Consider the following 24,509-nt stretch of genomic DNA (forward strand, 5'->3'; position numbering starts at 1 on the left):
AACAGATATTGTCGCCGCCATTAGAATGCTGTGCAATTGCGCTCATGGTCAGCGCAGGCAATTTCTAGGAGCCCCCGTACATGAGCAACATGAACCACGAGCGTGTCCTCAGTGTTCATCACTGGAATGACACTCTGTTCAGCTTCAAGTGCACCCGCGATCCGGGTTTGCGCTTCGAGAACGGTCAGTTCGTGATGATCGGCCTGCAACAGCCCAATGGCCGTCCGCTTATGCGTGCCTACTCCATTGCCAGCCCGAACTGGGAAGAGCATCTCGAATTTTTCAGCATCAAGGTTCCAGACGGTCCGTTGACTTCCCAATTGCAGCATTTGAAGGAAGGCGACGAGATCATCATCAGCAAGAAGCCAACCGGTACCCTGGTACTGGATGACTTGAAACCGGGCAAACATCTGTACCTGCTCAGCACTGGTACCGGCCTGGCGCCATTCATGAGCGTGATCCAGGATCCGGAAACCTACGAGCGTTTCGAAAAAGTGATCCTGTGCCACGGCGTACGCTACGTCAACGAAGTCGCCTACCGCGAATTCATCACCGAGCATCTGCCGCAGAACGAGTTCTTCGGCGAAGCACTGCGTGAGAAGTTGATCTACTACCCCACCGTGACCCGTGAGCCGTTCGAGAACGAAGGCCGCCTGACCGACCTGATGCGCAGCGGCAAACTGTTCCGCGACATCGGCCTGCCGCCGATCAACCCCCAGGACGACCGCGCCATGCTGTGCGGTAGCCCGAGCATGCTGGATGAAACCAGTGAAGTGCTCAACAGCTTCGGCCTGACCGTTTCGCCGCGCATGCGCGAGCCGGGTGACTACCTGATCGAGCGCGCTTTCGTCGAAAAGTAGGAACGAGCTTGCTCGCGAAGACCGCCCAGGCAGCGCATCCGTGCTGACTGGGCGGGTGCTCCCAGACACAAAAAAGCCCGCGTTGCCTGAAAAGGCAACGCGGGCTTTTTCGTTTCCAGGGTTCAGCCGGCGAGGACCACTTCCAACACCCGGATCAGCCCAGGCTCGGGGTAATGCCAGCGCACATCCAAGTCCCAGAACTGCGCACCGTATTCCCGCTCGGCAGTGGGCACCTGATAGGCCGGGCGCGGGTCCTGGGCCAGACACTGCTCGATGAGTTCTACCAAGGGCTCCTGCAGACGCTGAGCGTGGGTCTTGGCCTGTTGCAGGGCATTGTCCTGCCACTGCACTGGAATCAACTGTGGTGCAGCACTAGCGATCTCATTGCTCGCCGTGGCAATGATGTCGGCGTAGGGCACGTAGGGTTTGATATCGAGGATTGGTGTGCCGTCCAGCAGGTCGATGCCAGAGATCCACAGGCGATTGGCCTCGACCTTGTCCAGCTTGACCACCGACTGGCCAATACCGTTGGGCCTGTGGGTAGCGCGTGTGGCGAAGACCCCCATGGACTTGTTGCCCCCCAGGCGCGGCGGGCGCACCTTGAGCCGGGGTTTCTCCTCCAGGGCCTGGTGAAACAGGAACAGCAGCCAGACATGACTGACTTGCTCCAGCCCCTGCACCGCATCGCCCTGATCGAAGGGCGCCACCAATTCCACTACCCCACGGGCGGCGGGTGCCAGTTGCGGCTGGCGCGGGATGGCGAACTTCTCCTTGAAACAGGAACGCACGAAACCGATGGGAGAAACGCTGTAGGTCATGTTCTGGGGTCGAGGCTGGGAGAGGGGGAGCCATGATAACCCGTTCGCTGGCAAGCCAGCTCCTACAACGCCCAGCGCCATCCGTAGGAGCCGGCTTGCCGGCGAAGCACACGACACCGATCAGAGACTGAACCCACCATCCAGAGGAATGACATTCCCGGTCATGTAAGCCCCCGCGGTGCTCGCCAGGCTGATAGCCAGGGCCGCCATTTCTTCTTCCCGGCCCCAGCGCTTCATCGGGATCAACGCCGTATCCTCGGCCAGGGCCTGTTCATCATTGCCGATGTGCTGGGTCATCTTGCTGGGGAAACGTCCCGGAGCGATGACATTGACGTTGATGTGCTGGCTCACTAGCTCCCGGGCCAGAATGCGCGACATCTGGTGCAGGGCCGCCTTGCTCGGACCATAGGCGTAGGCCTGTTCGCCAAAGGAGCTGATCCCGGCCACCGAGCCAATGTTGATGATGCGCGCCGGATTGGCCGCCGAGCCGGCCCCGCGCAGCAGCGGCAGCAGTTGCTGGATACAACTGAACACCGAGGTCACGTTCAACTGCATGACCTTCTCCCAGCCCTTGGCCGGGTAGCTTTCCAGGGGCGCGCCCCAAGTGGTGCCAGCGTTGTTCACCAGAATGTCCAGAGCGTCCAGTTGCTGGCCCAGTGCGGCGGCGAGTTGCTGCACGCCTTCTTCGCTGGCCAGGTTGGCGGCCAGTCCCCGGCAGTCGCCAAACGCTGCCAGTTCCTCGGCGGTTTGCCGGCAGGCCTCGGGATCACGGGCACAGATATAGACCCGGGCGCCGGCCTCGACGAAGGCCTTGGCGATCATCTTGCCGATGCCACGAGTGCCACCGGTCACCAGGGCGGTGCGGCCTTGCAGGGAAAAGTAGGGATGCATGACGAGTCCTGAGGGGATGTGGGTGTGTGCCTACCCTAGTCTTCAGGCGTTCGTCGCGGAGCCACTATTGTCTTGCGCAATAGCGGCTCATCAGAGGCGCTGACGGTGTGCGTCGACGCTCAGCCGCGTACTCGCAGGGTCAGGCCCTTGAGAAAGTTGCGCAGCAACTGGTCGCCGCAGGGACGGTAGTTGGTGTGGCCGAATTTGCGAAACAGCGCGCTGAGTTCGGGCTTGGACACTGGGAAGTCGGCGGCCTTGAGCACGGCGTGCATGTCGTCTTCCTTGAGTTCGAAGGCTACGCGCAGCTTCTTCAGGATGATGTTGTTGGTCACCGGCAGTTCGATCGGCAGCGGCGGACGGCTTTCATCCTTGCCGCGCTTGAAGATCACCAGGCCGTCGAGGAAATGCGCCATGACTTCGTCCGGGCAGTGCACGAAGCCTTCTTCCTCGTCCTTCTTCAGGTAGCTGACGATGTCGTCCAGGCTGACCTTGAAACCGGTGAGCTTGATGATTTCCACGACCTTCTTGTCGCTGATATCGAGCATGTAGCGCACGCTGCGCAGTACATCGTTATGAATCATGGTTACAGTCCTGATCAATGCGCGTGGAGCGCCGCGCCAGGGCACGGCGTCTGAATGGGGGAGGTTTTAGAACTTCTCTTTGGTCGACAGGTAACGCCACTGGCCCAGTGGCACTTTGCCGATGGACACGCCGCCGATCCGGATGCGGCGAATGGCGACGACCTTGAGGCCGACGGCTTGGCAAAACAGCGCGATCACGCCTGGCTGCGGATTCTTCATGGCGAAGCGCAGGCGGTTTTCGTTCTGCCAGCTGGCCTTGACCGGTGGCAGCTCGTGGCCTTTGTAAGTCAGGCCGTGGTTCAGGCGGTTGAGGCCGTGATCGATCATCTCGCCTGCGACCTCGACCACGTATTCCTGCTCGATCTTGGCCGCATCGGCCGTCAGCTTGCGCAGCACTTTCCAGTCCTGGGTGAACACCAGCAGGCCACTGGCGTTGGGCTGCAGGTCTTCACTGGCGGTCAGGCGCAGGAAGTGCCCGCGTAGCGGACGTTTGCCGTAGCGGTGCTCATCCGACAGGCTGTCGGCGCCGATGGATGCCAGGGCGCTGTCCAGGTCCTGGCCGGCGGGCACGTTGAGCAGAATGGTCACCGGCTCCGGGGCAGTGGCCTTGGCCTCGGGGTCGAGGATGACCTTTTGCGCGCCGACCTTGAACTGCGGTTCGTCGATGACTTCGCCGTCTACGGTGACCCAGCCGCCCTCGATGAACAGCTCAGCCTCCCGGCGGGAGCAGCCGACCAGTTCGATGAGGCGTTTGGAGAGACGAATCGGGTCAGTCATGACAGGGGCCGTAACAAAAGAGGGCAGCTATTGTACCTGCCTGGCGCCGGTTAATCGCGGGTCCATTTGCCCGCTGTGGCTTTTAGCCGCGTCGGGCCTGCAGTTGTGGTTGTTTCAGGCGCATGTGCAACAACGGGTAAGGCTGGCCCATACCGTCCTGCTCAGAGCGGCCGACCACTTCGAAGCCTTGCTTGAAGTAGAAGCCCAGGGCCTGGGGGTTCTGTTCATTGACGTCCAGTTGCTGAGCATTCAGGTGTTCCACTGCGTAGTGCAGCAGGTGCCGGCCCAGGCCCTGGCCGCGATGGGCCGGGTCGATGAACAGCATCTCGATCTTGCCTGCCGCCACGCCTGCGAAACCGGTGATGCGTTGCCGCTGATCCCGGGTACAGATCAGCATTACCGCATCCAGGTAGCGGGTCAGCACCAGGTTTCTCAGCAGCTCTATATAGCTGTCCGGGAGAAAGTCGTGGGTGGCGCGCACCGAGTCTTCCCAGACGCGGACCAGTTCCGGGTAGTCGCTGAGTTTCGGTGTGTGGATGACCGAGTGGTGGCGCATGCCGCTGCCCCTGATGTGATTGGCAAGGGCTAACGATAGACCGAAAAAAGCCCCGCATCTCGTCGCGAGAGCGGGGCTTGGCAGTTTTTTTACGCCTTACAGGGTTTCGGCCCAGAGGTCGTATTCGTCGGCGTCGGTGACCCGGCACCAGACCTTGTCACCCGGCTTCAGGTCGCCTGCACCGTCGATGAACACGTTGCCGTCGATTTCCGGCGCATCGAAGAAGCAGCGGCCCACGGCGCCATTCTCGTCGACTTCATCGATCAGCACTTCGATTTCCTTGCCGATGCGCTGTTGCAGGCGTGCCGAGCTGATTTCCTGCTGGTGCGCCATGAAGCGCTCCCAGCGGTCCTGCTTGACCTCGTCCGGGACCACTTCCAGGTCCAGGTCGTTGGCCGGTGCGCCTTCCACCGGCGAGTACTGGAAGCAGCCGACGCGGTCCAGCTGGGCTTCGGTCAGCCAGTTCAGCAGGTACTGGAAGTCTTCCTCGGTTTCGCCAGGGAAGCCGACGATAAAGGTCGAACGGATGATCAGCTCGGGGCAGATCTCACGCCAGTTCTTGATTCGCGCCAGGGTCTTGTCTTCGAAGGCCGGACGTTTCATGGCCTTGAGCACTTTCGGGCTGGCGTGCTGGAACGGGATATCCAGGTACGGCAGGATCTTGCCGGCGGCCATCAGCGGGATCAGCTCGTCAACGTGCGGGTACGGGTACACGTAGTGCAGGCGCACCCAGACGCCCAGGGTGCTCAGGGCCTCGCACAGTTCGGTCATGCGGGTCTTCACCGGCGCGCCGTTCCAGAACCCGGTGCGGTATTTGACGTCGACGCCGTAGGCGCTGGTGTCTTGGGAGATCACCAGCAGTTCCTTGACCCCGGATTTAACCAGACGCTGAGCCTCGTCGAGCACATCGCCCACTGGGCGGCTGACCAGCTTGCCGCGCATCGACGGGATGATGCAGAAGCTGCAGCTGTGGTTGCAGCCTTCGGAAATCTTCAGGTAGGCGTAGTGTCGCGGGGTCAGCTTGATGCCTTGTGGCGGCACCAGATCGATCAGCGGGTTGTGGTCCTGTTTCGGTGGCACCACTTCGTGCACGGCGTTGACCACCTGCTCGTACTGTTGCGGACCGGTGACCGCCAGCACGCTAGGGTGCACGTCACGGATATTGCCTTCTTCCACGCCCATGCAGCCGGTGACGATGACCTTGCCGTTTTCCTTGATGGCTTCGCCGATCACTTCCAGGGATTCGGCCTTGGCCGAGTCGATGAAACCGCAGGTGTTGACCACCACGACATCGGCGTCCTGGTAGGTGGACACAACGTCATAGCCTTCCATGCGCAGTTGAGTAAGGATGCGCTCGGAGTCGACCAGAGCTTTTGGGCAACCCAGGGATACGAAGCCGACTTTCGGGTTGGCCGGCGCGGAGGGGGTGGACATGTCTAACCTCGGTATTGGGTGTCGAGCCACTTGGGGGGCAAGTGCGACGGTTGGGCGCTGGCTGCGCCTCTGATCAAAAAGTGCGCAATTCTAGCGATGGTCGACGCGCTTGACCAGCTTTATGCAGGGGAAATACGACCAGCGCTGGACTATGCTTCGTCCCGTTATGCCCGGTTGCTTTCATACGGCGTTAGTTGGCGCCTTAGTGGTAATAAGAATCTGCAAATTACATGGCAAACTGCGCAACTTAAGAGAATAGCGCTTGTATAACCTTGCGCTTTCTATATAAGAAGCCCCGGTCTTGAGTAGTAGGAGTCATTGATGGGTCAGGCAAGTAGTCAGGCGGCGAGTGGCGAGCACTCCGGGGGCAAGCCTCTGGGAATGCTGGTGGCGGCGGTCGGGGTGGTGTATGGCGATATCGGCACCAGTCCGCTCTACACCCTCAAGGAGGTGTTTGCCGGCCATTATGGGGTTCAGGTCAATCATGACGGGGTGTTTGGCATCCTGGCCCTGATTTTCTGGTCGTTGGTCTGGGTCGTCTCGATCAAGTACGTACTGTTCGTCCTGCGGGCCGACAACCAGGGCGAGGGCGGCATCATGGCCCTGACCGCGCTGGCCAGGCGGGCTTCCGGTTCCTATCCACGCTTGCGTTCGATGCTGGTGATTCTGGGCCTGATCGGGGCGGCGCTGTTCTATGGCGACAGCATGATCACCCCGGCGATTTCCGTGCTGTCGGCGGTCGAGGGCCTGGAGCTGGCATTCAGCGGCCTGGAACACTGGGTGGTGCCAATGGCGCTGGTGGTACTGGTGGCCTTGTTCCTGATCCAGAAACACGGCACTGATCGCATCGGCAAGCTGTTTGGCCCGGTGATGGTGGCCTGGTTCGTGGTCCTGGGCGGGCTGGGGGTCAATGGCATTCTCCAGCACCCGGAAGTGTTGCAGGCGTTGAACCCGATGTGGGGCGTGCGCTTCTTCATTGTCCATCCGGGCATGGGGGTCGCCATCCTCGGGGCGGTGGTTCTGGCATTGACCGGTGCCGAAGCCTTGTATGCCGACATGGGGCACTTCGGGCGCAAGCCCATTGCTCGGGCCTGGTTTGCCCTGGTGCTGCCGGCGCTGGTGCTGAACTACTTTGGCCAGGGCGCGCTGCTGCTGGAGAACCCTGAAGCCGCCCGCAACCCCTTCTACCTGCTGGCGCCGAGCTGGGCCCTGATTCCGCTGGTGGTGCTGGCCACTCTGGCCACAGTGATCGCGTCTCAGGCGGTGATTTCCGGGGCCTTCTCCCTGACTCGTCAGGCGATCCAGCTGGGTTACATCCCGCGGATGCACATTCAGCACACTTCCAGCGCCGAGCAGGGGCAGATCTACATCGGCGCGGTGAACTGGGCGCTGATGGTGGGTGTGATCCTGCTGGTGCTCGGTTTCGAGTCCTCCGGTGCCCTGGCTTCGGCCTACGGCGTGGCGGTGACCGGGACCATGCTGATTACCAGCATCCTGGTGTCGGCAGTGATCCTGCTGCTGTGGAAGTGGCCGCCGATGCTGGTGGTGCCGCTTCTGGTGGGATTTCTCCTGGTGGACGGGCTGTTCTTCGCTGCCAACGTGCCGAAGATCTTCCAGGGCGGTGCCTTCCCGGTACTGGCGGGGATCGTGCTGTTCATCCTCATGACCACCTGGAAGCGCGGCAAGGAATTGCTGGTGGATCGCTTGGACGAAGGTGGGCTGCCGCTGCCAATCTTTATCGGCAGCATCCGCGTACAGCCGCCACATCGGGTACAAGGCACCGCCGTGTTCCTCACCGCCCGTCCGGACGCCGTGCCCCACGCCTTGCTGCACAACCTGCTGCATAACCAGGTGCTGCACGAACAAGTGGTGCTGTTGACGGTGGTCTACGAGGATATTCCGCGTGTACCTGCACAGCGGCGCTTCGAGGTGGATTCCTACGGCGAAGGCTTCTTCCGGGTGATCCTGCACTTTGGTTTCACCGATGAACCGGACGTCCCGGAAGCCCTGAAACTGTGCCACCTGGACGAGCTGGACTTCAGTCCCATGCGCACCACGTACTTCCTCAGTCGTGAGACCGTGATCGCCTCCAAACTGGTGGGCATGGCCCGCTGGCGCGAAGCGTTGTTCGCCTTCATGTTGAAGAACGCCAACGGCAACCTGCGCTTCTTCAAACTGCCGGTGAACCGGGTGATCGAACTGGGTACTCAGGTCGAGATGTAATCCTGACCAGACAAAAGCCCCCGTTGCCTTGCGGCAGCGGGGGCTTTTTCGTTTCTACGGTTCTGTAGGAGCGGGCTTGCTCGCGATGACGGACTGGTAGCCGACATCGATGCTGATGACTGGACGGTTTCTCCCGGAGCCCTCCGGCCCCGAGATCGCCCCTGGTCTTTACGCGGCTAGCGCCTGCACCACATCGTCCACGACCGCCTTGCCGATGGTGGTCAGGTAGTGCGCCGTCCAGGCGTGACGGTCGCTGTCCTTGCTGTAGGCGGCGTCCTCGGCAAAGGCCTTGGCCAGGGACAGCAGGTCGGAGGCTTGGGCCAGGGCTTCGCCAATGGGCAGGCCGGGGCTGACCTGAAACAGCGGCAGGTCGGAGCGATAGATGAAAGGTGTGAGGCCGACGGTTTTCAGTTCACGAGGTGCAGGTGGACTTGTTTGGCTCATGGTCATACTCCTTAACTCAAAGAAGTTGCCACGTTCGTTTCCAAGCGAATGGGTGGCAGCTGTGCGCGGGTTGGAAAACCGGGAGTTAAGAACCGGCACGCCTAAAGGCGTCCCACGCACAGCTGCCATAACACAGAACTGCAGCGGTAAACCGCTGCAGTCGTGACGGGGTGCTGTTGCGCTTAACTCTTCGGGTTTCCAAGCCCGGCCGCTGAAGGATCAGCGACACCCGGAGCCTAGCCCGTCGAAGCGCAGGCCAACAAGGCAGCAAAGTGCCCAAAACGCACCCCCTACACAACTCTCGGAGTTTGCCTACAAGCTGCGCGGGAGTCATCCGCCATTACGCGCGCTTCAACGAGGCAACTAGACAGCGGATGTAAAAAAGCCCCTGCAACCTGAGGCTGCGGGGGCTTTGTCGGGCTAGGCTCAGCTCACTCTTGAGCGGTGGCCTGATCCTTGGTCTGGCGCTTTTCGATGGCGTCCACCAGGCGCTTGGCCAGCGCCGGGTAGTTCTCATCGAAGTGATGGCCGCCCGGCAGCTTCATGGCTTCACCGACCGCAGTCTTGTCGGTGCAACCGCTTTCGTCGACTTCTTCCTCACCGTAGATGCACACCACCTTGGCGGCGGGGAGCTTGGCCATTTCCGGGCCGGTGGCGGCTTCCTTGCCGGCATTGCCCAGCCAGCCTTCGACTTCGATCTCGAAGCTGCCGGTACGGGCGAAGGCCAGCAGGATAATGGCGTCGATGCGCTGCTGTTCGGCTTCCGGCAGGCGGTTGTAGATCGCTGGCAGCACGTCGGCGCCGAAGGAGTAGCCGGTCAGCACGAAGCGCTTGGTGCCCCACTTCTGCCGGTAGTGTTGCATCAGCTCGGTGAGGTCGACGGCGCTTTGCTCAGGCGTCTTGTGCTGCCAGTAGTAGCGCAGGGTGTCGATGCCCACCACCGGGTAGCCGATCTTGGCCATTTCACCCGCCACGTCACGGTCCAGGTCGCGCCAGCCGCCGTCGCCGGAGAGGAACAGGGTCACGGTGTCCTTGGTCTGGCCGGCCGGTACTTCCACCACGGGAATGTTCAGGCCGCCGTTTTCCGAACCCACCAGCAGCTTGCGCAGCTCATTGTTCAGCACTTGCGGCAGGTGAATGTCGTAGTCGCTGATGCTGGTGGTGGCGTTGGGGGTGTCGCGGACGAAACCGGCGCTTTCATCGTCGGGGTTGTCGTTCCAGGCCACCAGCCAATGGCCGTGGGCCAGGGTCTTGGGCAACGGATCGGTGCAGCCCGGGGCCGGGTTGATGGTGAAGCCAACTGACACTGCCTGGGCCTTGTCGTCGTTCTGGGAGGCGATCCAGCGCCAGGCCAGGGCGGCGCCCGGGCCAATGCCGCTGACCAGGGTGGCTGGGCCGTTGAGCTGGGGCAGGGCACTTTGCAGGGCTTGTTCCTGCAGTTTGCAATCGTCCTTGGGCAGGATCACCTGGACGATTTGCGCCGCACCGCTGCGGCTCAGGGCCAGCAGTTGTTTGTCGGTCAGGGTCGAATCAGGCAGCACCGCCACCACCACCCGGGCCTTGGCCTTAGTGCCTGGGGTCACTCGGGTCAGGGTCGAACCGTCGGCCTGGGTCAGTTGTTCCAGAGTGGGTTCAGGGGCGGGACGGTTCCACCACCAGTAGCCGCCACCCGCAATCAAAGCCAGCACCACCAGTGTGGCCAGCAGATACCGCCAAGAGCGTTGAATCATCAGCGTTTCACCAATCCAGTCAGGCCGCCTGCGATCAGGGCGGCGGTGTCGGCCAGTGCCACCAGCGGGTCGAGCCCGGCCGGCACGGCCATGTAACGGGGTTCCCAGTCGGGCTGGAACTTGTCTTTGAAGCGGCGCAAGCCTTGGAAGTTATACAGTTGCTCGCCGCGACGGAAGACCATCGAGCCGAGGCGTTGGGTCAGCGGCGCGCCACGGCGCGGTTGCAGGCCGGACAGCGGCACCATGCCCAGGCTGAAGCGGGCGTATCCATGATTTTTATAATGCTGGATCAGGCCGACCATCATGAACTCCATGGTCAGCTTCGGCGCGTCCGGGTGCGCGCGCATCAAGTCGAGGCTGGCCAGGTCATGGCCGTAGGTCTCGAGCAGGTTGGCGAAGGCCACCGGGCGTCCTTCAAAACGAATGATGGCGATGCGGAAGTGCTTCAGGTAGTCGTCGCTGAAACGGCCCAGGGAAAAGCCTTTCTCGCGGACATTCTTGCCGGTCAGCCAGGCGTCGGAGATCACCTTCAGCTCGTCCATCGGCGCTTGGCCGGGTTCGTGGATCTCCAGCGACAGGCCGTCGCGGGTGCCACGGTTCCAGGTGTAGCGCAGGTCCTTCATCTCTTTGCCCTTGGCTTCGAGATCAAAGCGCTTGAGGTCAACCCGGGCCTCTTCACCGAGCTTGATCGCGGTCAGGCCGATGTCCATGTAGTAGGGCAGGTTCTCCGCCCGTACCTGGTAGAACACCGGGCGCGCGTGGTGCAGGTCGCACAGGTCGCGGAACTGCCAGATCATTTCCGCGCGCTGCTGGGTCGGGCCGATGGGGTCGTACAGCGCCACCAGGCTGCGGCCGCGGCGAGCGTACATCAGGAAGGCGTCGTCGTTGGGGTGGAACAGCAGCGCCTTGTCCCCGGTCAGGGCCAGGCCACCATCGGGTTGAGAGGAGGCCATGAGGATCTTCGCGGCCTTGTCCAGCTCGTCGCTGGTGGGCAGGTGGATGACCGGGCGTGCGGTGCGCAGCAGCCAGGTCAGGGACACCACCAGCAACAGCACCGCGGCTCCCAACAGCGAGCGCAGGCCCCGGGGGGCGTCGGCGTCGAGGGTGAACTGCCACCACAGTTGGTGGCTGTAGGGCACGTCCTGATAGGCGAACAGCAGCAGCCAGATGGAGGCACCGAGCACGCAGACGCTGGCCACCAGGTACAGCGGCGAGAAGGGCAGTTCGGTGAGGCGGCTGGGGCGATAGAACGAGCGCCGGAACACGGCCAGCAGGCTGGCGGTGAGGGTCATCAGGCAGGCTTCTTCCCAGTCAAAGCCTTTAAGCAGCGAGAGCAGGGCGCCCACCAGCAACAGAATGGTGGTGAGCATCCATGCGGCAGACAGGCGCCGGCGCAGGCCTTGGGCCAGCAGCAGGCAGAGCACGCCGATCAGGCTGGCGCCGAAGTGCGAAGCGTCCACCAGGCGGTGGGGAATCAGGAAACCGATGTGCTGCAGGCGGGTATCGATTTCCGGGGTGGCGCCGGAGAACAGCAGCACCACGCCGGAGAGGAACACCAGCACCGCCAGGATCGGCGCCGCCAAGCCGGAAGCTACCCGCAGGGATTGCCGGGTCTGGAACAGGCGCTGGGCTTCGTTGATCAGCAGCAGGACGCAGGCCACCAGCATCGGCAGCACCACGTAGATCAGGCGATACAGCAGCAATGCTGCCGCCAGGGGCGCGGCACCGAGCTTGTCGGCGAACGCCGCCAGCAGGATGGCTTCGAACACCCCGACGCCGCCGGGCACATGGCTGAGCACACCAGCGGCCAGGGCCAGCAGGTACACCAGCAGGAAGGCGCCGAACGGCGGTGCCTCCGGCAGCAGCAGGTAGAGCACGGTGGCGGCTGCGGCGACGTCCAGTGCGGTGATGATCAGTTGCAGGAAGGTCAGGCGGCGTCCAGGCAGGCGCAGGGTGCGGCGCCCGACCCGGACCAGCAGGTTGTCGCGCAGGGGCTGCTCCGGCAGGCGTCGGCGATAGATACCGACCGCCAGTACCGCGCCCAGCAGCAGGACGGCAATGGCAATGCCGGCCAGCAGGCTTTCAGGCAGGCGCAGGGCCGCCGAGGCTGCCGGCAAGTTGCTCAGGGTGGCCAGGGCCGCCAGCGGTGGCAAGGCACAACCCAGAGAGAGGCTGGCAAACAGGGTCATGTGTGCAACGTCGGAGGCCCCCAGCCCGTGACGTGCATACAGGCGATAACGTACCGAACCGCCGGATAGCAGCGACAGACCGATGGCGTTGCCGATGGCGAAAGCGGTGAAGCCGCCCAGGGCCAGGGTGCGGCCGGGCAGGTTGACCCCGGCGTAACGGCTGGCGGACCACTCGTACCCCAGCAGAATGATGAAGCCGACGATGGTCGCGCCCAAGGCGCCGAGCAGGGCCGGCTTGGGCACCTCGAGGATCGAGTCGTGCAGGGCGTAGAAGTCCAGCTCGCTGAGCAGGTGACGGCAAGCGATCAGGGCAATGGCGAACAGCAGCAGGGTTATGGCCAGGCCCAGGGGTTGGCGGTACTTGCTCAACAGGTCCAGCCAGCGCAAGCGAGTGGCTGTCACAGGTTGAGTGGCGGTAGTGGTATCGCTGTCTTGTGAATCAGACGTGTTGGCGCGCATCAATCACCTCGTGGATTGTGCGCGACAGGATGGGGGTATCCAGCCAAGTTACCAATCCCTGTAGAAAAAATAGTTTCAAATATTAACGCGTCTCACCGTGGCCCGGCGACCCTGGGCAATGGCCACCGGGTGGTCGCTCGAGACAGAGCATAGCTCGCATCTTGAAGGGTCGAAGCATCGCTAACGGCTCGCAACACTTTGCCAGGTCATTGTTGCGAAAGGACTTTTTCAACAGATACAAAAAAGGCCACTCTTTCGAGCAGCCTTTTTTGATGTTTGGTTGCGGGAGCCGGATTTGAACCGACGACCTTCGGGTTATGAGCCCGACGAGCTACCAGACTGCTCCATCCCGCGTCTGTGTGGCGGCATTCTACAGGCGAACGACTGAGTGTCAACCGTTAATGGTCCAATAGGTCAAATAAACGTCGAATGGCCAGTTCTGTCTCTTAAGTCATCGACAGCTAAAGAGTTTTGCTTGTGCCATGTTTGAGAGGGCGCAGTACAAAACAGCCACGCACAAAAAAGGCCACTCTTTCGAGTAGCCTTTTTTGATGTTTGGTTGCGGGAGCCGGATTTGAACCGACGACCTTCGGGTTATGAGCCCGACGAGCTACCAGACTGCTCCATCCCGCGTCTGTGTGGGCGAATTCTACAGCGTCGCGAGATGCTGTCAATCAATAAATTTTAAAAAAGGCTTCCGGTTCAATCGCTTAGCGTCTGGCCTGAGGTGTTTTAGGAGGCTTCGACCTAGGTAAAACGTGGCTTGTAGCTCTATTGATGAGTTTGTGGTCATTGAGAAAATAAATTCACTCCGCCGCTGTGCTCGTTGATCTGAGATGCAAGGTACTGGTGCTATATACAGGTGTCGGTAGATACTGGCTGCCCGCTTTGATTTCAACGTCGGCCTTTAATGATCTCTGCCTTTATATGATGCAGCGCAAAATCATCCACATTGACTGTGATTGCTTCTACGCCGCCATCGAAATGCGCGACGACCCGCAACTGGCCGGCAAGCCGCTGGCAGTGGGTGGTTCCGCAGATCGACGCGGGGTGATCGCCACCTGCAACTACGAGGCGCGGGCCTATGGCGTGCGCTCGGCCATGTCGTCGCGGCATGCGCTGACGCTGTGCCCGGACCTGGAGATCGTCAAGCCGCGCATGGATGCCTATCGCGAGGCATCGAAAGAGATTCATACGATCTTTCGTGACTACACCGACCTGATCGAACCCTTGTCCCTGGATGAGGCCTATCTGGATGTCTCCGATAGCCCGAACTTCGCCGGTAGCGCCACGCGCATTGCCCAGGACATTCGTCGGCGGGTCTCCAATCAGCTGCATATCACGGTGTCGGCCGGCGTCGCGCCCAACAAGTTCCTGGCCAAGATCGCCAGTGACTGGAAAAAGCCCAACGGATTGTTCGTGATTACCCCGGATCAGGTGGAGGATTTTGTCTCCGAACTGCCGGTGAGCAAATTGCATGGGGTGGGCAAGGTCACGGCGGACAAACTGGGGCGCCTGGGTATCGTCGACTGCCTGCAGTTGCGTGATTGGAACAAGCTGGCCCTGGTGCGCGAGTTTGGCAGTTTCGGCGAGCGGCTGTGGAGCCTGGCACGAGGGATCGATGATCGGCCGGTGCAGAATGACAGCCGGCGGCAGTCCATCAGCGTGGAAAACACTTACGACGTGGACCTGCCCGATCTGGATAGCTGCCTGCAGAAACTACCGGAGCTGATGGAGACTCTGGCAGGGCGCATTGCACGTATCGACAGCAGTTATCGGCCGGGCAAACCCTTCGTCAAAGTGAAGTTCCACGACTTTACCCAGACCACTCTTGAGCAGGCGGGGGCCGGACGGGATCTGGAGAGTTATCGGCAGCTGCTGACCCAGGCCTTCAAGCGTGGCGGCAAGCCAGTGCGGCTGTTGGGGATTGGAGTGCGACTGCAGGATCTACGTGGTGGTCACGAACAGCTGGAGCTGTTTCGGGGCGTGTTGTAGGCGCTGGCTGGCTGGCGAATTGGGCGTCGCGATTGATCCGCGGCGTGGTATTCGCCGGCAAGCCGGCTCCTAGTGAATCAGTGACCGGGATCGGCGACCAGACGGCCGGCGTTCTTGGTCAGGGACTTGAGAAACTCGCTCTGCAGTTCCGGATCGTTGCGGGTCAGCTCGATCAGGCTCTGCTCCAGCTCGCTGGCTTCTTCTTCCAGCCCCAGCTCCGACAGGCGCTTGACCCGGTGTACCCACTGGCTCACTTCGTCATCTTCCAGGTCGTCGTAAATCAGTGCGTGGGCTTCCAGTAGCTTGCCGCGAAGGCTGCTGCTGAGACTCAGGGATGAGTCGGAATGCACTTCGTCCTGAGCATCCTCGACGCTGATCTGCAACTTGCCGATGTGGTTCAGGTCCTGTTCGGAGAACGGGTTGTCCAGCAGGTTCAACCGCAGCACACCATTGCGATCGGTACTCAAATCGTAGGTTTGCTTGCCGGCTTTGACCTGCACTGGACGCTCGCTCCAGGGCAGGCTCGAATACTCCAGGCGCTTGTCACGCTGGACTTCATCGATGGCCGCCAGGTTCTGCTGGGCGCGACCGTGGGACGGCATGTTCATGAACGGGTTGAGCCCGGACACGCCATAGCTGACCCAGTCCTTGGTGACGCTGTCTGGCAGGTTGCCCAGAGCAAACACGTTGACCACATTGGCGCCGACGCCGGCCACCAGGGCCACCGCGCCCAGCGGGATCTCGTAGATTTCCCGCCAGGGTTGGTAGGGCGTATAGCGATCGTAGCGGCGAGTGACCTCGAACTCAGTCACTTCGAAGGTCTTCTGCTCGTGGATGCGTACCCGGCGTTGCGGCAGCTCAAGCACCTTAGGCTCACCGACATCGATCTGCAGGCTATGGTCGAGCAATTTGCGCTCGACCCGCTCCTCGTGCTCGCTGCGTTGTGACATCTGGTTGGCACAGCCGCTGACCAGCAGGGCGCCGCACAAGGCGGCGCCACCGAGGCTTAAGGTGTTTCGCTTGAACATGACTTCTCTATCTGGTTTCAGCGACGGATACGGGCTTGGAGGAAGGACAGGACATCGGCCACTGGCAGCGCTTGCGCCTGGGCTTCGGTACGGCTCTTGTATTCCAGGTTGCCTTCGGCGAGGCCGCGGTCGCTGACCACGATCCGGTGAGGAATGCCGATCAGCTCCATGTCCGCGAACTTGATGCCCGGGCTGGTCTTTTTGTCGCGATCGTCCAGCAGCACTTCGAAACCGGCGGCAGTCAGTTCTGCGTAGAGTTTGTCGGTGGCTTCGCGAACCTGCTCGGTTTCGTAGCGCAGTGGCACCAGGGCGATCTGGAACGGCGCCAGGGTGTCGCTCCAGATGATGCCGTTTTCATCGTTGTTCTGCTCGATGGCAGCGGCCACCACGCGGGACACGCCAATGCCATAGCAGCCCATTTCCAGGGTGACCGGCTTGCCGTTCTCGCCCAGCACTTCGCACTTCATCGCCTTGCTGTACTTGTTGCCCAGCTGGAAGATGTGCCCGACTTCGATGCCGCGCTTGATTTCCAGGGTGCCTTTGCCGTCCGGGCTCGGGTCGCCGGCCACCACGTTGCGCAGGTCGGCAACAGTTGGTACGGGCAGGTCACGTTCCCAGTTGACGCCGAAGTAGTGCTTGTCGTCGATGTTGGCACCGATACCGAAGTCGCTCATCAGCTCCACCGAACGGTCGATGATGATCGGCAATGGCAGGTTCAGCGGACCCAGGGAACCAGCGCCGGCACCAATGGCGTCGCGCAGTTCGGCGTCCGTGGCCATGACCAGCGGGCTGGCTACGCCAGGTTGCTGGGCGGCTTTGATTTCATTGAGCTCGTGGTCGCCACGGATCACCAGGGCGATCAGCTTGCCTTCTTCCTCGGCGCGCACGATCAGGGTCTTGATGGTCTTTTCAATTGGCAGATTGAATTTTTCCACCAGGGCCGCGATGGTCTTGGTTTCTGGGGTGTCCACCAGGCGCAGATCTTCAGTCGGCGCCGGACGGGAGGTTTCCCGTGGCACGGCTTCGGCTTTCTCGATGTTCGCCGCGTAGTCGGAACCGTTGCTGAAGACGATATCGTCTTCGCCGGACTCGGCCAGCACATGGAACTCGTGGGAGCCGGCACCGCCAATCGAGCCGTTATCGGCTTCCACCGGGCGGAAGTTCAGGCCCAGGCGGCTGAACACGTTGCAGTAGGCCTGGTGCATGCGGTCGTAGGTGACCTGCAGCGATGCCTGGTCGGCGTGGAAGGAGTAGGCGTCCTTCATGATGAACTCGCGACCGCGCATCAGACCGAAGCGTGGGCGGATCTCATCACGGAATTTGGTCTGGATCTGGTACAGGTTGAGCGGCAGTTGCTTGTAGCTGCTCAGCTCGTTGCGGGCCAGGTCGGTGATCACTTCTTCGTGGGTCGGGCCGGCACAGAAATCGCGACCGTGACGGTCTTTGAAGCGCAGCAGCTCAGGGCCGTATTCTTCCCAGCGACCGGATTCCTGCCACAGTTCAGCCGGTTGAGTGCTCGGCATCAATACTTCAAGCGCGCCCGCGGCGTTCATTTCTTCGCGAACGATGGCTTCAACCTTGCGCATTACCCGCAAGCCCATCGGCAGCCAGGTGTACAGGCCGGAAGCCAGTTTACGGATCATGCCGGCGCGCAGCATCAGCTGATGGCTGATCACGACCGCGTCGGAAGGCGTTTCTTTCTGTGTGGCGAGCAAATATTGACTGGTGCGCATGGTAGGCCGTTGTCGGTTGCTGAAGACTGGAAGTGACGGAGCATTGTACGGGCGAGTTCCGCTGGCGTACAGGATTGCGCTTTGAGGGGGCGGGAGCCGCGGAGAAAAGCCTGCAACTCCCGGGATTTTCTAGGATTCTTCGCCCGCGACAGCGCCCTTGGCGGGCTGCTCCGACTGGTCTTTCGGTCCTGCGCGACGGCTCTCCTGGAACCAGTGAATGGCGATCAGAATCAGCGTCGGCACCCCGAGTATCGAAGTGATGAGGAAGAAGTCGTGATAGCCGAATTTTTCCACCATGACCCCGGAATAGCCGCCGATCAGGCGTGGAAGCAGCAGCATGATGGAGCTGAGCAGGGCGTATTGAGTGGCGGAGAACTTGAGGTTGGTCAGGCTCGACAGGTACGCGACGAAGGCTGAAGTGGCCATTCCTGAACTGAAGTTGTCCAGGGAAATGGTGACAATCAGCATTTTCAGGTTCGGGCCCATGTCGGCGAGCATGAGGAACAGCAGGTTGGTGCCGGCGGACGCGGCACCACCGATGAACAGGATCGGCAGGATGCCGAAGCGCACGATCAGCAGGCCGCCCATGCCGGCACCGAGCAGGGTCATGATCAGGCCGAAGATCTTGCTGACTCCGGCAATCTGGTCCTTGGTGAAACCCTGGTCGATATAGAACACATTGGCCATCACGCCCATGACGGTATCCGACATGCGATAGGTGGCGATCAGACCGAGCAACAGAAAGGCTTGCCAGCGGTAGCGCAGGATGAAGTCGTTTACCGGGGTCAGCACCGGCGCCAGGCCCCGACGGCCCATGGCTGACAGGCACAGGGTGCTGAGCGTGATGTAGAGGATCGCCCGCAGGAAGGCCCGGTCTTCCAGCAGCAGGTCCAGCAGGCTCACGCCGTCGAAGATCACACTGGCGAAGTCGGTGTTGTAGAGCTGGGTAAAGGTGGCTGGCACCGAAACCAGGAGCACGATCAGGACGAATACCGAGATCAACTGGTGGGCGAAGCTGTAGCGCCCTGCCGACAGTTGGGTGCGCAATGGCACCGCAGGTTCACGCATCAGCAGGGTAGTGATCAGTGCTGGAATCATCAGTACGCCGAACAGCACATAGGTACCGGTCCAGGCTGAGTGCTTGTAGCTGAAGCCGGTTGAGCCAAAGCCTTCGGCGAAAAACAGGGCGCCGGCGGTGGCCAGCAGTACCGCGACCCGGTAACCGGACATATAGCTGGCGGCCAGGGCGGCCTGTCGACTGTCGTCGGCGATTTCCAGGCGGTAGGCGTCGATGGCGATGTCCTGGGTCGCCGAAGCAAAGGCAACGACCACCGCAATGGCAATCAGCCAGGACAGGTGTTTTTGCGGGTCGCAAAAGCCCATGCCGATCAGGCCGAGAATCACCAGGACCTGGGCCAGTACCAGCCAGGAGCGACGTCGGCCGAGCTTGCCCAATAGAGGCAGGCGCCATTGGTCGAGCAGCGGCGACCACACCCATTTAAAGGCATAGGCCAAACCGATCAGGCTGGCGTAACCGATGGTTTCACGGGCCACACCGGCCTCGCGCAACCACACCGAAAGAGTCGAGAACACCAGCATGTAAGGCATGCCGGCAGCGAAACCAAGCAGCAACAGCACGAGCGTCGAGGGGCTGGCATAGGCGGCAAGTGCGGCTCGCCAGGTTTTACGGGGCATGGGCTGAAGTCTGCCTCAGATTACGGAAACAAAGCGCGCACTCTAACCGCTGTGCTCTACCGGGCGCCAGCCATGGCACTGAATATCCACGCGATTGTTCAGGATAGAGACACCTTCGTCGCGCAGTCTGGCGCGTTGCTCGTCGCCTGATGGGCTGCCGACGGGCAGGCTGATGCGGCCCCCGGCGCCGAGTACCCGGTGCCAGGGCAGGCTGGTATCGGCGGGTAACTGACTGAGGGTGCGTCCAACCCAGCGTGCGGCCCGGCCCAGACCGGCCATTTCCGCCAGTTGGCCATAGCTGACGACCTTGCCTTCGGGGACTTGGGCCAGGGTCAGGTACAGCGCCGTGCGTCGGATTTGCGCGGGGTTTTGCGAGTCTTCGCCGTGTTCGGTCACTTTCGCGGTTCCAGATAGAGGAAGGGGCGCTGGTCGGTTGTGAGGGTGAAATCCGGATGAGTATTGAACTCACTCTCGATACTCGGGTCACTCCTGACTAAGGCTTGTTCAGCAGGAATAATGCCGTTTTTTTTCGCAAGATCGAGTCCTGTATTGCTTATGTTGCCTAGAACGTTGCTGTGTTTCGCGGTGCTCAGCGCCTCCATGCCTACCCTGGCCGATACCGTCTGGTTGAAGAATGGTGATCGGTTGAGCGGCAAGATCAAGGTTTTCGACGGCGGTAAGCTGTTGATCCAGACCGATTACGGTGGTGCTATTTCCATCGACTGGAAGCAGGTCAAGACCCTGGAAAGCGATCAGGAGTTGCTGGTCAAGCAAGATGCTTACATCGGGGAAAAGGCCAAGTCGTTACAGGCGGCGGAGGAGGGCAAGGTCGTCCTGGCCAACGGCGAGGCGCCCAAGACCGTGGAGCTGGCCAGCATTCAGCAGATCATGAAGCCCAAGCCGCTGGTAGAGGACATGGTGTGGAAGGGTAATGTCGACGTGGCCATGGACTACAAGCGTGCAGAGAAGGACACCGATGACTATGACATTGACTTCAAGACCTCGGCGCGCCATGGCGCTTGGCGCCACAACGCCCAGGGCGAGTACAACCGCGAGTTCCAGAATCATGTGGTGACCACCGACAACTGGAGTGCCGAGTACGCTCTGGACCGCTTCATCACTGAGAAGTGGTTCTGGGAAGGACGCCTGACCTATAAGCGCGACAAGGTCGAGGATCTGGCACGGCAACGGGTGGTGGGTACGGGTCCCGGTTACCAGTTCTGGGACGATGAGCTGGGGGCATTTTCCTTGGGCTCGCTGCTCAACCGCACGGATTACGAGTACGCCGATGGCGGCAAGGACAGCTTCTATTCACTCGCGATGAAGTGGGATTACAACCGCTACCTGATCGGCAAGCGGGTGGAGTTCTTCACCAATGGTGAAGTGGGCAGGCCGCTTTCCGGGGTCGCCGACTACGCGCTGGATGCGGAGATGGGGCTGCGCTACAAGGTTACGGACTGGGCATCGCTAAACCTCAAGGCGGAAAAGGATCTGATCCGCGGTACCGAGGACAGCGACCTGGACAAGACCCGCTATACCGTGGGCTTCGGCGTGACTTGGTAACTTGGTGTCGGCCAGGTGCATTCGTCAGGATGCGCCTTGGCTGCTGGTAGCAAAAAAATCTGCGAGCACAAAAAAACCCCGCTGTTGAGGGCGGGGCTTTTTACTGGATCAGTACAAGTTAGATAACTTGAACTTCTTCAGCTTGCATGCCTTTCTGACCGCGGGTAGCGATGAAAGAAACCTGTTGGCCTTCTTTCAGGCTTTTGAAGCCGTCGGATTGGATAGCTTTGAAGTGTACGAACAGGTCGTCACCGGATTGTGGAGTGATGAAGCCGAAGCCTTTTTCATCGTTGAACCACTTAACGGTACCGGTTTGGCGATTAGACATGGTGTATCTCCTTGGACAAAGTTAACTGCGACTCAGGAAAAGCCCTGGCCGAGACTGAGTGCAAAGAGCAGGAAAAATTCTTGGAGATGGTTGGATCGAAATTCAACATCGTGTAGAGATTCTCAGTGACACAAGCAACACAGTGGCGCCACCTTAACCCTTTTTCCTGAACGTGCCAATGGTCAGTGCGAAGGTTTCTCGGTTTTCGTGACTGACGGCGGGTCGCTCGTCGCCGAGCCCTTGAAAAATGCGGGGTGAGGCGAGAAAAACGCCCCAGACTTTGAACCCGACCCCGCGCCCCGGTAAGATGCCGGACAGATTTTTTTCACCTCGTTATTTCAGGACACCCGCCATGAGCATCAAATCGGACAAGTGGATTCGCCGCATGGCGCAAGAGCACGGCATGATCGAGCCCTTCGTAGAGCGCCAGATGCGTGGCGAAGGCCCGGATCGGCTGATCTCCTTCGGGGTGTCGAGTTACGGCTACGACGTGCGTTGCGCCGATGAATTCAAGGTGTTCACCAACATCAATTCGGCCACTGTCGACCCCAAGAACTTCGATGAAAAGAGCTTTGTCGACATCAAGAGCGACGTCTGCATCATCCCGCCAAACTCCTTCGCCCTGGCCCGCACCGTCGAGTACTTCCGCATTCCGCGCAACGTGCTGACCATCTGCCTGGGCAAAAGCACCTATGCCCGTTGCGGCATCATCGTCAACGTGACTCCGCTGGAACCCGAGTGGGAAGGTCACGTGACTCTGGAATTTTCCAACACCACCACCTTGCCGGCCAAGATCTACGCCAATGAAGGCGTGGCGCAGATGCTGTTCCTGGAGTCGGATGAAGAGTGCGAAGTGTCCTACAAGGACCGTGGCGGCAAATACCAGGGCCAGCGTGGTGTGACTCTGCCGCGTACCTGAGTACGTCCGTCTGACAAATAGCGGGAATTCCTGAGCGCACCCACACTCTATTGGGTGTACTTCCGGTATGCGCAAGGCGTACCGGGCATAGCTCAGGAGTGCCCCATGAAGATAGATCCGCGAATCAGCGCCACCTTGGCCAGGCTGGAACCCAATCAGGTTGGGGTATTGGCTTGGAGCCTGCTGGCACATCCGCCTGTCAACATGGCAGGCGGCATTCCCGGTCAGCCCGACCCGGACTCTCCGCAACCCCCAGAACCCACCGAACCTGGCGAGCCCACTTTGCCGGACGAGCCGCCGCCCGCGCCTGTGGCGTGATCTCACTGGATGCCGACAGTAGCCCCGTCCGCGGCAATCCTGCGCGGACGGTGGCGTACCACGCGGGCGCTACTTCAGATTGCCACTGAGAAACTGCTGCAGGCGCTCGCTTTTCGGGTTGCCCAGCACCTCCTCAGGAGCACCTTCCTCCTCCACCAGGCCCTTGTGCAGAAACAGCACTTGACTCGACACCTTGCGGGCGAAGCTCATCTCGTGGGTGACCATGATCATGGTCCGGCCTTCCTCGGCCAGGCCCTGAATCACCTTGAGCACCTCGCCCACCAGCTCCGGGTCCAGGGCTGAAGTGGGTTCGTCGAACAACATGACTTCCGGCTCCATGGCCAATGCCCGGGCGATGGCCACCCGCTGCTGCTGACCGCCGGAGAGGAACGCCGGGTACTGACCGGCGACCCGGGCCGGCAGGCCGACCTTGTCCAGATAGCGCCGAGCGCGCTCCTCGGCGTCCCTGGTACTGACCCCCAGCACTCGGCGCGGGGCCATGGTGATGTTTTCCAGCACAGTCATGTGGCTCCACAGGTTGAAATGCTGGAACACCATCGCCAGGCGCGTACGAATCCGCTGCAGCTCGGCAGGATCGGCCACGTGCATGCCGTGGCGATCGCTGACCATGCGGATCGGCTGGCCATCCAGGCTCATGGCGCCGTTGTCCGGGGTTTCGAGAAAGTTGATGCACCGCAGGAAGGTGCTTTTGCCCGAACCGCTGGCGCCGATCAGGCTGATCACGTCACCGGTCTTGGCCTTGAGAGACACACCTTTGAGCACTTCATTGTCGCCATAGCATTTATGCAGGCCTTCAACGGTCAGTTTGTACATGGGGCTTGCATCCTCAAGGCGAAAGTAGATAGCCGCTGCGATAGGCCTCGCGGCCGGCGACATGGGCGATCACCATGCCGGCGGTGGCCATGCGCCGCAGCGAGCGGGCATACAGGAGCCCGGCATTGTTGCAATGGATAGGGGTAACCCGGTCATTGATCGGATCGATGATTTCAGCCACCAACTGCCCGGCCTCCAGGTATTCCCCCGGTAGCGCAGCGAACACCAGCAGACCGCCCACCGCTGTCGTCACCGGTTCGACCGCCGCCAGCGGCGTGGCTGGGAAGGGCAGCTCCGGCAGCGGTGGAATCTGGCCGGCGATGGCACCGAAGCGGGTCAGGTAGTCCAGCATGGCCTGGCAGTCGAGGCTGGCCAGGCCGTGGTTGACGTCACCCTGGCCACGCAGCTCGACGGTGACCGCAAAACTGCCCGCGGGAATGGCGAAGTGTTCGCCGAAGCGCTGTTGCAGTTGCCACCACAGCAGGCTGAAGCACTCGTCGAACGACCAGGCCGCGGAATCGGTGGCCAGGAGGCAGGCCTCGGCACCGAGGTAGCGGGCCAAGGGCTCTACCTGCGGCCAGGCTTCGGGGGTGGTGTACAGGTGCGCCACAGCTTCGAAATCGCAATGCAGGTCCAGCACCATGTCGGCATCGCAGGCCAGCCGTTGCAGGGTCAGTTGCAGCGACTGCAATTGCGTCTGTGGTGAGTGACGGGCCAGGGCATCGGCCAGGTGTCGGCGGATCAGGTCGAGGTTGTGCTGCGGATCGTGATTGAGCAGCCCTTCGATGGCGTTGCCGACCTCTTCACTGAGGTCGACGAAGCCGCGATTGAAGTTCTGCCCGCTTTCCAGCTGGTAGCGGCCCAGGGGCACGTCCATCAGTACCTGTTCCAGGCCCACCGGGTTGGCTACCGGCACCAGGACTATTTCATGCAACAGGCGACCGGCGGCCTCCAGTTCCGTCAGGCGCTGCTTGAGGTGCCAGGCCACCAGCATGCCGGGCATTTCATCGGCATGCAGGGAGGACTGGATGTAGACCTTGCCTTGGGCCTGGGCGGGGCCGAAATGAAAACTGTGGACCTGACGCGCGGTGCCCGGCAGCGGAGCGAGCAGGTCGTGGATCTCGTGGCGCATTG

The 24,509-nt window shown here is 61.2% G+C and carries 22 protein-coding genes and 2 tRNA genes; 6 read left to right on the forward strand and 18 right to left on the reverse strand.

What is annotated here, in order from left to right:
• The first annotated feature begins 80 nt into the window (after positions 1-80).
• Entirely contained in the window at positions 81-860 is a 780-nt protein-coding gene (gene fpr / locus P7C00_RS06935) for a ferredoxin-NADP reductase (protein ID WP_003198368.1), read from the forward strand.
• Between the two features lie 122 nt (positions 861-982).
• On the opposite strand, the gene tsaA is transcribed toward fpr, so the two are convergent.
• The 6 genes from tsaA to rimO form a co-directional block, all read right to left on the reverse strand.
• Positions 983-1,678, reverse strand: a complete 696-nt coding sequence (tsaA, locus tag P7C00_RS06940) for a tRNA (N6-threonylcarbamoyladenosine(37)-N6)-methyltransferase TrmO (RefSeq protein WP_194237496.1) — start codon at positions 1,676-1,678, stop codon at positions 983-985.
• 120 nt (positions 1,679-1,798) lie between these two features.
• A complete protein-coding gene (locus tag P7C00_RS06945; protein WP_346635877.1) occupies positions 1,799-2,569 on the reverse strand; it encodes an SDR family oxidoreductase in 771 nt (256 codons plus the stop codon).
• Positions 2,570-2,688: 119 nt separating this feature from the next.
• Positions 2,689-3,150: a DUF1456 family protein gene (locus tag P7C00_RS06950; protein WP_194237494.1), complete on the reverse strand. Its 462-nt coding sequence runs from the start codon at positions 3,148-3,150 to the stop codon at positions 2,689-2,691.
• Positions 3,151-3,216: 66 nt separating this feature from the next.
• The gene (locus tag P7C00_RS06955; RefSeq protein WP_404938422.1) at positions 3,217-3,927 is read right to left on the reverse strand and encodes an rRNA pseudouridine synthase; all 711 of its coding nucleotides are present in this window, start codon (positions 3,925-3,927) and stop codon (positions 3,217-3,219) included.
• 82 nt (positions 3,928-4,009) lie between these two features.
• Positions 4,010-4,483 (reverse strand): GNAT family N-acetyltransferase, encoded by a 474-nt coding sequence (locus P7C00_RS06960; protein ID WP_041116280.1) that lies wholly within the window; start codon positions 4,481-4,483, stop codon positions 4,010-4,012.
• 96 nt (positions 4,484-4,579) lie between these two features.
• The gene (gene rimO / locus P7C00_RS06965; RefSeq protein ID WP_011059594.1) at positions 4,580-5,917 is read right to left on the reverse strand and encodes a 30S ribosomal protein S12 methylthiotransferase RimO; all 1,338 of its coding nucleotides are present in this window, start codon (positions 5,915-5,917) and stop codon (positions 4,580-4,582) included.
• Positions 5,918-6,298: 381 nt separating this feature from the next.
• Here rimO and P7C00_RS06970 point away from each other — a divergent pair, with 381 nt between their 5' ends.
• Complete coding sequence (locus P7C00_RS06970) at positions 6,299-8,140, forward strand: potassium transporter Kup (RefSeq protein ID WP_373873504.1); 1,842 nt, start codon at positions 6,299-6,301, stop codon at positions 8,138-8,140.
• A gap of 168 nt (positions 8,141-8,308) precedes the next feature.
• Here P7C00_RS06970 and P7C00_RS06975 read toward each other — a convergent pair whose 3' ends face one another.
• The 5 genes from P7C00_RS06975 to P7C00_RS06995 all read right to left on the reverse strand — a co-directional run bounded on the left by P7C00_RS06975 (position 8,309) and on the right by P7C00_RS06995 (position 13,595).
• A complete protein-coding gene (locus P7C00_RS06975) occupies positions 8,309-8,584 on the reverse strand; it encodes a DUF3077 domain-containing protein (protein WP_404938424.1) in 276 nt (91 codons plus the stop codon).
• 431 nt (positions 8,585-9,015) lie between these two features.
• Positions 9,016-10,314 carry a virulence factor family protein gene (locus P7C00_RS06980; protein WP_404938426.1) on the reverse strand — a complete coding sequence of 433 codons (1,299 nt, stop codon included), beginning with the start codon at positions 10,312-10,314 and terminating at the stop codon, positions 9,016-9,018.
• Entirely contained in the window at positions 10,314-12,962 is a 2,649-nt protein-coding gene (gene mprF, locus P7C00_RS06985) for a bifunctional lysylphosphatidylglycerol flippase/synthetase MprF (RefSeq protein WP_041116286.1), read from the reverse strand. Before mprF ends, P7C00_RS06980 begins: the two co-directional genes overlap by 1 nt.
• A 277-nt stretch (positions 12,963-13,239) precedes the next feature.
• Positions 13,240-13,316 (reverse strand) — tRNA-Met (locus tag P7C00_RS06990).
• Positions 13,317-13,518: 202 nt separating this feature from the next.
• Positions 13,519-13,595, reverse strand: a tRNA-Met gene (locus tag P7C00_RS06995).
• Positions 13,596-13,889: 294 nt separating this feature from the next.
• On the opposite strand from P7C00_RS06995, the gene dinB reads away from it, so the two are divergent.
• Positions 13,890-14,957: a DNA polymerase IV gene (gene dinB / locus P7C00_RS07000; protein WP_346635874.1), complete on the forward strand. Its 1,068-nt coding sequence runs from the start codon at positions 13,890-13,892 to the stop codon at positions 14,955-14,957.
• Positions 14,958-15,034: 77 nt separating this feature from the next.
• Here the strand turns inward: dinB and P7C00_RS07005 are convergent, their stop codons facing one another.
• From P7C00_RS07005 to P7C00_RS07020, 4 genes are all read right to left on the reverse strand, one after another.
• The gene (locus P7C00_RS07005; protein WP_123727721.1) at positions 15,035-15,985 is read right to left on the reverse strand and encodes a hypothetical protein; all 951 of its coding nucleotides are present in this window, start codon (positions 15,983-15,985) and stop codon (positions 15,035-15,037) included.
• A gap of 17 nt (positions 15,986-16,002) precedes the next feature.
• A complete protein-coding gene (locus P7C00_RS07010) occupies positions 16,003-17,718 on the reverse strand; it encodes a proline--tRNA ligase (protein WP_404938428.1) in 1,716 nt (571 codons plus the stop codon).
• Between the two features lie 129 nt (positions 17,719-17,847).
• Entirely contained in the window at positions 17,848-19,413 is a 1,566-nt protein-coding gene (locus P7C00_RS07015) for an AmpG family muropeptide MFS transporter (protein ID WP_404938430.1), read from the reverse strand.
• Between the two features lie 42 nt (positions 19,414-19,455).
• Positions 19,456-19,809, reverse strand: a complete 354-nt coding sequence (locus P7C00_RS07020; protein WP_346635871.1) for an MGMT family protein — start codon at positions 19,807-19,809, stop codon at positions 19,456-19,458.
• A 159-nt stretch (positions 19,810-19,968) separates the two neighbouring features.
• Between P7C00_RS07020 and P7C00_RS07025 the strand changes: the two genes are divergently transcribed.
• Positions 19,969-20,976: a DUF481 domain-containing protein gene (locus P7C00_RS07025; protein ID WP_404938432.1), complete on the forward strand. Its 1,008-nt coding sequence runs from the start codon at positions 19,969-19,971 to the stop codon at positions 20,974-20,976.
• A gap of 118 nt (positions 20,977-21,094) precedes the next feature.
• On the opposite strand, the gene P7C00_RS07030 is transcribed toward P7C00_RS07025, so the two are convergent.
• On the reverse strand, positions 21,095-21,304 hold the full coding sequence (locus P7C00_RS07030; protein ID WP_002554837.1) for a cold-shock protein: 210 nt from the start codon (positions 21,302-21,304) through the stop codon (positions 21,095-21,097).
• 352 nt (positions 21,305-21,656) lie between these two features.
• Here P7C00_RS07030 and dcd point away from each other — a divergent pair, with 352 nt between their 5' ends.
• Positions 21,657-22,223 (forward strand): dCTP deaminase, encoded by a 567-nt coding sequence (dcd, locus tag P7C00_RS07035; RefSeq protein WP_016965530.1) that lies wholly within the window; start codon positions 21,657-21,659, stop codon positions 22,221-22,223.
• 105 nt (positions 22,224-22,328) lie between these two features.
• Positions 22,329-22,541: a hypothetical protein gene (locus tag P7C00_RS07040; RefSeq protein WP_404938434.1), complete on the forward strand. Its 213-nt coding sequence runs from the start codon at positions 22,329-22,331 to the stop codon at positions 22,539-22,541.
• Positions 22,542-22,610: 69 nt separating this feature from the next.
• Here P7C00_RS07040 and P7C00_RS07045 read toward each other — a convergent pair whose 3' ends face one another.
• Positions 22,611-23,375 (reverse strand): ATP-binding cassette domain-containing protein, encoded by a 765-nt coding sequence (locus tag P7C00_RS07045; RefSeq protein ID WP_346635869.1) that lies wholly within the window; start codon positions 23,373-23,375, stop codon positions 22,611-22,613.
• Between the two features lie 13 nt (positions 23,376-23,388).
• On the reverse strand, positions 23,389-24,507 hold the full coding sequence (locus tag P7C00_RS07050) for a succinylglutamate desuccinylase/aspartoacylase family protein (RefSeq protein ID WP_404938436.1): 1,119 nt from the start codon (positions 24,505-24,507) through the stop codon (positions 23,389-23,391).
• Between the last annotated feature and the right edge of the window lie 2 nt (positions 24,508-24,509).

The organism is Pseudomonas sp. JDS08PS003, from assembly GCF_045013505.1.
Taxonomy (GTDB): Bacteria; Pseudomonadota; Gammaproteobacteria; order Pseudomonadales; family Pseudomonadaceae; genus Aquipseudomonas; species Aquipseudomonas protegens_B.